4 protein-coding genes are annotated in these 8,844 nt (G+C 37.2%); all 4 read right to left on the bottom strand.

Annotated features, from left to right (window positions below; all coding sequences use genetic code 11):
- Positions 1-1,037: 1,037 nt before the first annotated feature.
- On the bottom strand, positions 1,038-1,868 hold the full coding sequence (locus DIZ30_RS09730) for a class C sortase (protein ID WP_005874445.1): 831 nt from the start codon (positions 1,866-1,868) through the stop codon (positions 1,038-1,040).
- Between the two features lie 91 nt (positions 1,869-1,959).
- Positions 1,960-3,837 (bottom strand): SpaH/EbpB family LPXTG-anchored major pilin, encoded by a 1,878-nt coding sequence (locus DIZ30_RS09735; RefSeq protein ID WP_081140346.1) that lies wholly within the window; start codon positions 3,835-3,837, stop codon positions 1,960-1,962.
- Entirely contained in the window at positions 3,834-5,255 is a 1,422-nt protein-coding gene (locus tag DIZ30_RS09740; protein WP_002327400.1) for a SpaH/EbpB family LPXTG-anchored major pilin, read from the bottom strand. Before DIZ30_RS09740 ends, DIZ30_RS09735 begins: the two co-directional genes overlap by 4 nt.
- A 2-nt stretch (positions 5,256-5,257) precedes the next feature.
- Complete coding sequence (locus DIZ30_RS09745) at positions 5,258-8,710, bottom strand: SpaA isopeptide-forming pilin-related protein (RefSeq protein ID WP_100970549.1); 3,453 nt, start codon at positions 8,708-8,710, stop codon at positions 5,258-5,260.
- Positions 8,711-8,844: the final 134 nt, after the last annotated feature.

An 8,844-nucleotide genomic window follows, 5' to 3' on the forward strand; every position in this document is an offset into this window, starting at 1 on the left:
CGAGGAGGCTCATTGTCAAGGACAATCGGAATAGCATACGGAAAGAAGTTCTGCACCTTATAAAATTTGTCAAAAAAACTGTTGCCATTCCACTTTTTGAATTTCTTCCATATCAATAATCTTATGTTTATTTACGACTCAAAGATAAAGTTATGGATAGTTGATCGATTAAGTACAATAGATATTTGCAAGAATTATCTAAATCTGAAAATAAAGTTGATTTTATCATAAAGATATTATAAAAAGAAGAAACGGTGACATAAGTCGCTAAAAAAGAAGCATGTGTAACTCTTCAGATCAATTCTCCCTATATTTAGTCGTCCAAGAGAATATGATTTAAGCGCAATGGGATTGACAAAAATAGATACTGGAAACATTGAAGATAAATATAAAAAATAAGGAGCACTCGAAAAAATAAGCCATTTTCGAGTGCTCCTTATTTTTTATAGAGTGTAACTAACTTATGTCACACCTCCAATTTATTCGTATTTCTTAGCGCTCAATTACTTACATAGATAGTTAAAAACATCAGCGCTACTTCCAACAACTAAGATTAGTGATTCAGTTAAATTAATATTTTGATAGAGATTAGATAAGACAACGATGATTGAACATCACATTGTAAATGATCATTGAAACTTTCGACACCTTATTTATTTTTTGTTAACGTCAAAGATTTGTAAACACTCCCAATTATTGATGGTATTCAAATGACACTAAGCAAGATCAAATCAGTCGTTTTCCATGTACTATTAAGAGACAAAAATGTGTATACGTACCAGTGATCAAGAGATAGATAGATCGAACAATGATCGAATACTTGGAAAACTTTCTTTACCTTTATAAAAATTAGACTATGAAATAATGTAGAAGAAAAGCAAATTTAATAACGCTGCGATTCCATGTGTAACTGTATTTAATACTTAATTGATGAATTCGTGCTTTCGTCTAAATTCTATCTCCATCTTATTACACTCCGTTTCATTCGTGAGATTCCACTATACACAAAAGATATTCTGTTTACGTAAACTATATACTTACTTTTTTAAAAATTTTATTAGGATCACTAAAAATAGCAACAAGAGCACACCGATCAAACCGCTTACAAGTAAAAATGCAGTACACTTTGCCTGTTTCACTTTTTCTAAGGATTCCTTTATTTCTTCTGGTTCAACAACGATTCTGTGTCCACGCACCAGTAAACGGTGACTGTTGATCATATACGGAGTACAAGTAACCAGTGTGACTAGATCTTGATCTTCTTGGATTTGCAGCGCTTCTGTTTCTGTGGGTTCTACGGTTTTGATTTGATCGACTTGATACGCAAGATACTGACCGTTAATTTCAATATAAAAGTGATCTTTTATTTTTAATTGAGGTAAATTTGTAAACAATTTTGCTTGCGACAAGCCTCTATGGCTAGAAAGTACCGCATGTGTCGATTTGCCTCCAATAGGGTATGAGGTTCCCTCGAGCAGACAAGCTCCTTTTTCCAATAGTTTCATCGTTGTTTGATCAAAAATCGGTAAGTTGACATTGATTTTGGGGATCGTCAAAATACCGATCGTATGTTTCTCAAAATAGGTTCTATCCTTTTTCACAGGTTCTTTTTTCTTAGTAAAGGGATCTGCACCTGAATTTCCACCTTCTTTTGCTAATTGCTGGTTTTTCTTTGTCATGTTTTCTTGGATTTTAGCCATGACTTCTTCATTTTCTTTGACCGCTTGTTGCTGATAATGAGAGATGATCTGCTGATCCAGATAATTATTCAGCGCGTCGCTAACAAATGGATAAGCTAGTATCCCTATTCCTGAGAGAAGCAAGAAAAGCATCAGCAGATCTAGAAGTTTCCTTTTCTTTGGTTTCATTTGTGTTCTCCTTGTGATGACTGTTTGATAATAAAAGAAAAAGGAGCATTTGCGTAATCCGCTGCTCCTTTTTCCAATTCTTGCAAAAAGACTAAATCTGACTGTGCTTGCGTCTAGCAAAGTACAGTCCAGCAATCAGTAGAAGGACTACTCCTGCACCGATATACACATAGATTCCCTTACCGCCTGTTGAAGGAAGTGTACCTTTGTGTTTATTTGGTATTTTTTCAGGAGAAATCAACTGTCCTGCTGTTACATAAGATTGTTCATCGATAGTAAATGCTACACGGTTTGTTAATGGAACATATTTTTCTGGCGCTTTCGTTTCTTCCAGATAGTACGTGCCATATTTTAGACCTGTCACATCGATTAAACCGTTACTTGTGGTTGTAAAAACCGTTGCTGATTCTTTCGCCGATACCCAGCTGACGGCTTTTGTGGATGGGTCGATCGATAAATATTTCGCTGTGTCACTATCTTGATCACGAACGACGAATTCTGCTCCAGCAAGTGTTTGATCTGATGTAACGTCACCATCTACTTTAACAAATCGTTTGCCCCCAGTAACGACATCGACTGACGGTGGTGTTTGATCATTTGTATGCCCGTTATCGACATTTGCTTGGTTAGAAAATCCTTTGGTTGGATCTGCTTTTTCGTTCAAATGCATATAGTAAACGAATTTCAATGTACCGCCAGGAGTTAATGAAGGAATATAATTCGGATCAACTGAAACCGTGAATCCGTTTGTTTGCTCAGTGACAGAATAATTTACTGGGTCGATTTCTTTATTTCCATCATATAAGGCATAAACATACGTTCCTGAAGAATCATTATCAAATGTTAAAGCAGCGTCATGAGTATCGATAAGTTTGAATGTTGTGTACTTGTTTTGCGTTCCTTCTTTATCAGCGATACCTAATGGGATATTGACAGAAATCTCATATTGAATTTTTTCACCGATTGCGACATCTTTTCCATTCAATTGAGGTGTTGTTTTATCAACTTTAGACGTATCATTTTTGATGGTCTTTTCTACTGGTGTTTGGCTATTTGCCAGGATCTCAAAAGGCGTGATTGTTTGCTTTTCAATCATTTCCGCATTATCAGGAGCTTTTACTTCTTCTAAATTATATTTTCCAACTTCTAAATGATTAACGATCAACTGGCCTTTTTCAATCGTTGCCTCGGCAAAGTCATTGTTGCCGATGTCATAAGAATGACCAGTAATGAAATGTTTGGCTTTGGTTTGATCAGTTGTCCAAGTGTACAATCCATCTGTGACACTTTGGATGTATTTTTTGACGCTTGGTGTTCCTTCTTCTTTAGAAATAATAAATTCTGCTCCATTTAGTGCTTCGTTTTCGGCAGTACCGATTTTTGTAACTTTCAACGTTCCATCATTACCGACTGTATTTTTAGGGTAGAGATGGATAGTATCTAGTTCTTCTGTCCCGTATTTATAAGAGCCATCTGCTTGTTTGATCATCTCATATACAGGGAAAGCTAAAACCATGTTTGCGGCAGCTGACACTCCGTCTTTTGGTTCTTCTTTGATCGTGTAGACTGCATCTTTCCCATTTTGTTTTTTAGGTAAAGATAAAGTGACATTTCCATCAGCATCTGTCGTTCCTGAAGCAACTGGTGTACCAGGAGTCAAAGACTGGACTGCTTGTTTTGCTGCATCCACGGACGCTCCTTTATCTCGTTGCGCATAAAATTCTTGAGTGACGTTATAAACTGAAAATGAAATATCGGCTAATCCTTGGTATTGATCGAATTCGCTCATTTCTTTCCCGCTGTTTTGGATTAAAGGATCGGGTAAATCAGTCATTTTCTTTTTATGAAGGATGACTTGAGCTGCTGTCTCCTCTGCAAACACTTTTTTTGCGCCGAAGCTGTTTGTGAGTAATGGTAAAATAAGGAAAAGTACTCCTAACATAACGTTTATTTTTTTATGATTTTTCATTTTTTCACTCCTGTTCTTTTTTTGATAAACAACCAGATTGCAAAGCTTGCGAATACCATACCAACAACGCCTAAAAGTGTATTTTTCGTTTCGTTTGTTTTTGGAAGAAATGGACGGCTATTTTCTTTTTTATTGACTACTTTCAATATACTGTCCGCCTCTTTATCCTCAGAAAGAAAAGTTGAAATGGTAAACGGAATTTCTGTTTCACTTAAAATATAACCAGAAGGTGCTTCGATCTCTTTTAATCGATAACTTCCTGTTTTCAACCCGGAAATTGAAAAAGCGCCATTTTTATCGGAAATCAGGTGAAGCGCATCTGATTCGTTCTTTGTCCACTTGTATCCGTTGGCTGTTTGCTGGAGGTAATTTCCTGCTTTGTTTTTAATAAGGAATACTGCGCCAGCTAATCGTTTATCTGGTTTATTTGTCTCGATTTTGACAAATTGCTTACTCCCTGTATATACAGAAACTTTCTTTGTACTGATACCAAAACCAAAATCCAGTGTTCCGTTGTTGTTGATTTCCTTGTTCGCCTGTGCTGTACTGCTTAGCTGCATCTGATAAGAAATGGTCAGTTTTTTTCCAGCATATTTTTCCAACGAAGGGATCGAAAATAAAACATCAAATCCGTGAGGTTTCTTCTGTATGACAAAGCCTTCTGTCAGCTTTTCTCCATTCGATGAAATCGTTAAACTATTAGGTAAAAACGTTAATGCTTCATCCGCACTATCTGACAATTCGAACTTTTGATAGTCAAGGATATTTACAGGAATTGTCGTATGCAAGGAATAAGTGATTTTTTCACCAATCGTAAAATCATTTCTAGGCTCTTCTAATACCTTCTCAAAAGGTGGATCAGGGTAGTCGTTTTCTTCATTTTTAGGATACAAATGGATAGTTGAAAGTTTTTGATTGTTTTGTCCATGTACAGGAAGAACAACTACCATATTCTCTGCCTTTTCTTTGACGACTTCTGGTGCTTTGGATTCAATGAAAAGATACGCTTTATCTCTTTTTTCTTGATCTTTAGCGGCCAGAGAAAAAGAAGCGATACCATCTTCGTTGTTAAGAGTTGTAGTTGTTGCTTCTGCGGTAAACGTACCGGAAGACGCACCGTTTTTTGCGATCTCTGTTTGTGCTTCTTCTACCGTTTTGCCCTTTTCCCGTAGATGGTAAAAAGAATCTGTGACATCATAAACTTGGAATGTGACACCATTTAATCCTCGATACGTTTGTAATAACGCTTTTTCTTGTCCGTCATTTGGATGATTTTTCGGCAGTTGCCCGTTTGGGAAAAGCAATTTGTGTAAAGTAATCTGAACCATTTCTGTTTCTGTTTCTGTTGCTGCCTGAGTAAAAGCTGGTTTAAATAGTAACAAGAAGAGACACATACTAAGCCAACCAAGTTTTTTCATATTTAGCTGCCCCCTCTTTCTTTTTTCAAAAAAAGATACCAAATAGAAAACGCACAACCAATCATCCCTACTAGATAGATTCCTAAACGGCCAATTCCTCCCGTTTCAGGTAATGGTACTTTTGCCTGATTCGTGATGTCTAAAGAAATCTGGTTGTTTTTGGCTCCTGGTGACAGAACAGATTCATGATCTTGTCCATCCACTTGAATTGACCCATCTTCGTGTATAACTATAGTAACTGGCTCTTTTAGACCTTGGTATCCTTCTGGTGTAAAAGTTTCGGTCAGCGTATAAGTTCCAGGTTTTAAATTTTCGAATAGAAAGGTATCTGTTTCTTGTCCATCTTTTGGCAATTCTAAGTCCATTTCTGGTCCCTGCAGTCTGAATTTTGCTCCTTTTAATGTCTGTCCGTTGTCTTCTTTTTTGTGTACCGTTAGATCAAACGCTTTTAGTCGATTTTGATGAGTGAGCGTCCATACATTATTTGTCATCTCGGTATTTTTTCCCGTGTAAATGATTTTTCCATATTTATCGATTTGGAATTCATAATTTCCCGGCGAAGTATCATATCCGGCAGGACCAGCTGTTTCAACGACTCGGTATTTACCAGGTGTGAGTGAATCAAAACTGGCAAGACCTTTTTCATTCGTTGTTTGGCTGTCAATTGGCTGATAAGTACCATTTGCTTCTTTTTTCTGTAGGGAAAATGCTGCTCCTTTAAGATTTATCTCTTTGTCCGTCCCTTGCATCGTATACTTACGTACTGCTATAGGAATTTCAACAAAAGGATTTTCAATGGTCAACTGGATCGTATCATCGGAAGTAGTGACTGTTTTTCCATCAATGGTTACCGTACCATCAGAAGCAATCTTGATTTCCCAAGTAGTCTTTTTGCTTAATTCATGACCTTCTGGAGCTTTTGTTTCTGTCAGTGTATAAGTCATTTCTTTTTGCAATTTGACATTTCCCGGAAGAGAATAGGTCCCATCACCATTATCAGTTAGTAAAGTATCAATAGAATCTCCTGTTAATTTGAAAACAGCGCCAATAAGATCCTTTTCTCCTGTAGAGGAATTTTTCGTTATTTTTAAGTCTAACGGTGTGAATTGTTTAGTATTCTTCCATGTCAGTGCGTCTATTTGTTGAGAATCATATCCTGGTACAGGTAGTTCTTTGCTTGTTTGGTAACTGAATGCTTGACCTTGATTATTATATTGAGGCAGTGATAGTATCTCTTGATAACTTTCTCCACTATTTGCAGAGAGTTTGTCGACGTCTGCACGTTCCCACGTATTTGCAGTATCTTCAGCTGATTTAGTGATGCGGATATATCCGTTTTTCCAAGCTGCAGCATTTGTCGTATGTTCCCGTTGAATCTCAAAAGTAACTTGATCTGGACGATCAGCTAGATTGTTGTCAAATTCTTCCCATAACTTTTTGATGTGAAGACTGACTCCGGGAGCTTTAGCAGATGGTATACCGAATTCAGCTAATTCATTGGTATCAATGTTTGGCTGGAAAGTTGTCCTGCCGTTCATTTGATACCAGAAATTTGGATGGAAGTCCTCATTTTCTGTTTGGATTCTCACTTGGTAATGGATTTGGATTTCTTGGTCTTTTCCTAAATAGATCTGATTGCTCTTGATGGTATTTCCTTCTATGGAAATAGATGGAATGACCGTTGTAGGACTTGTCCCCACACTCTTGACTGAAAGTGTACCAGGCTGATAAATGAATGGTTCTGCGATTGGATCATTTATTTGTCCATTGCTTACAGTTGCTGAGATCTGTACAGCTTTTTTGGCTAGGTATTCAGAGATATCTGTTGCATGATCAGCTGATTCATAGTAAAGATCGCCTTTTTCATCTGATGAAACCATTTGTCGCATACGAGACTCTACTTCTGCTTTTGAGAGACCAGCTGCCGGATCGCTTTGAAGTTGGATGCCAAGACCATGTATTTCGATTCCTCGTTCTTTGAGTGCCATCGCTTCTCCGATGGTTGCGATAAACGTACTGTCGATTCTTCTGTATAGATTGTTTTGGTCAGGTGCATCATAGATTCTTGAGATTCGAGAAGTATTTCCCGGCTGATCTTGCGTATTAGAAAACTGAGTTCCGTAATAATTGCTGCTTGATTGTGCGTGTACCCGCTGTACTTTATAGGAAAATGTTGGTACACCATCCGTCAGCAAAACGATCACTTTTTTATGTCCATTTGGAACGGATAGCATGTTTCCTGCATCTCTTAGTGCTTTTTGTGTAAAAGTACCACCATTTGTCCATGAAGGTGTAATGGATTTTACTTGATTTTTCACTGAATCAAATGAACCCATCTGTACTGCACCGTTACTGTAGCTATATCCTTCGATTGAGTAGCCGACATATCCCATATTGATTTTGTCTGTGATACCGCTATCTGCTAAAGTATCGACAAAACGATCGACACCAATCTTTACTTCACCGATCCGATTATTGTCGTTCATACTTCCAGACCAGTCTACGACCAATACGAGATCAAGAGGAGTGATATTTTTTTGAGTATTTCCTCGAACATTCAGATACAAGTCAAACAATCCAGGAGTCGCTGTTTCTTTGGCAAATTTTCGGATGGCATAATCGGCATCCTCTTTTTCCCCACCATATTCAATATAAGAATTGTTGCGATTGGTTGGATTGCCATCCCACCCATTCAGCCCGTCCCATTGCTGTTGTCCTTGGCGATTGCCCTGATGATTACGCACATATTGACTATTATCCGGTTGCCACATTGCCTTAGGGTATGTTCCTTGCTCATCTGTGGTATATTCTGGTTCAATCGTAGCTAACCCCTTAGGTTTCAACTGTGCATTAAATAATTGTGGTTGTTCAAACGGACGATATTCGTCTTTATCTAACGATGAATCATCCGATATCTCATGATTTTCATAAGAAGTTGATGTTTCAGACGTTTTTTCATTTGTTTGTGCAGTTTCCTGATTCTTATTATCTATAGAAAATGAAAAGGAAACAGGTTCGGATAAAAGTAACTGACCCGTTTTTTCTTCTATCTGAATATTGAGTTGAAATTCTTTGCTCGTACTCGGCAACTCAATGGTCCATTCTTTTTCTTCAATAGTTTGAGAAAAATAACCTGCTAGCCATTTTCGTTGTTGTTCATCTGTGTATTCTTGATATTCCTGAGAAACATAAGAGGAAAGCAGATTCGTTTCAGGTGCATCTTTTGAATGTAGCTGGAATAAAAATCGGGTTTCTTGCGTTTGTGCATTTAATCGATACAAGATCGTTAGCTGATGATCTATTTTCCTAATACTTACTTTGCCGTATTCATTGTTTAATACTTCTATGGTTGATTCTTCATTGGCTGCCACAGTCTCCCCTTTTTGGATATGGAAATAGGTGACGAAAAATAGAGAAAATAGACAGAAAACGATAAAATAATTTCGCTTCTTCATTTATGGATACCTCCTTAGAAAAAATTTAATATTCAATTAGATAATCTTAATTGTCAAATTAAGTTAGACAGATCATCAATACTTACGTAACTCAAAAATACTTCCAAAGGTGTTCGATAATCCAGTGATTTTCT

The sequence above is a fragment of the Enterococcus sp. H57 genome (assembly GCF_003112495.1).
Lineage (GTDB): Bacteria > Bacillota > Bacilli > Lactobacillales > Enterococcaceae > Enterococcus_B > Enterococcus_B faecium.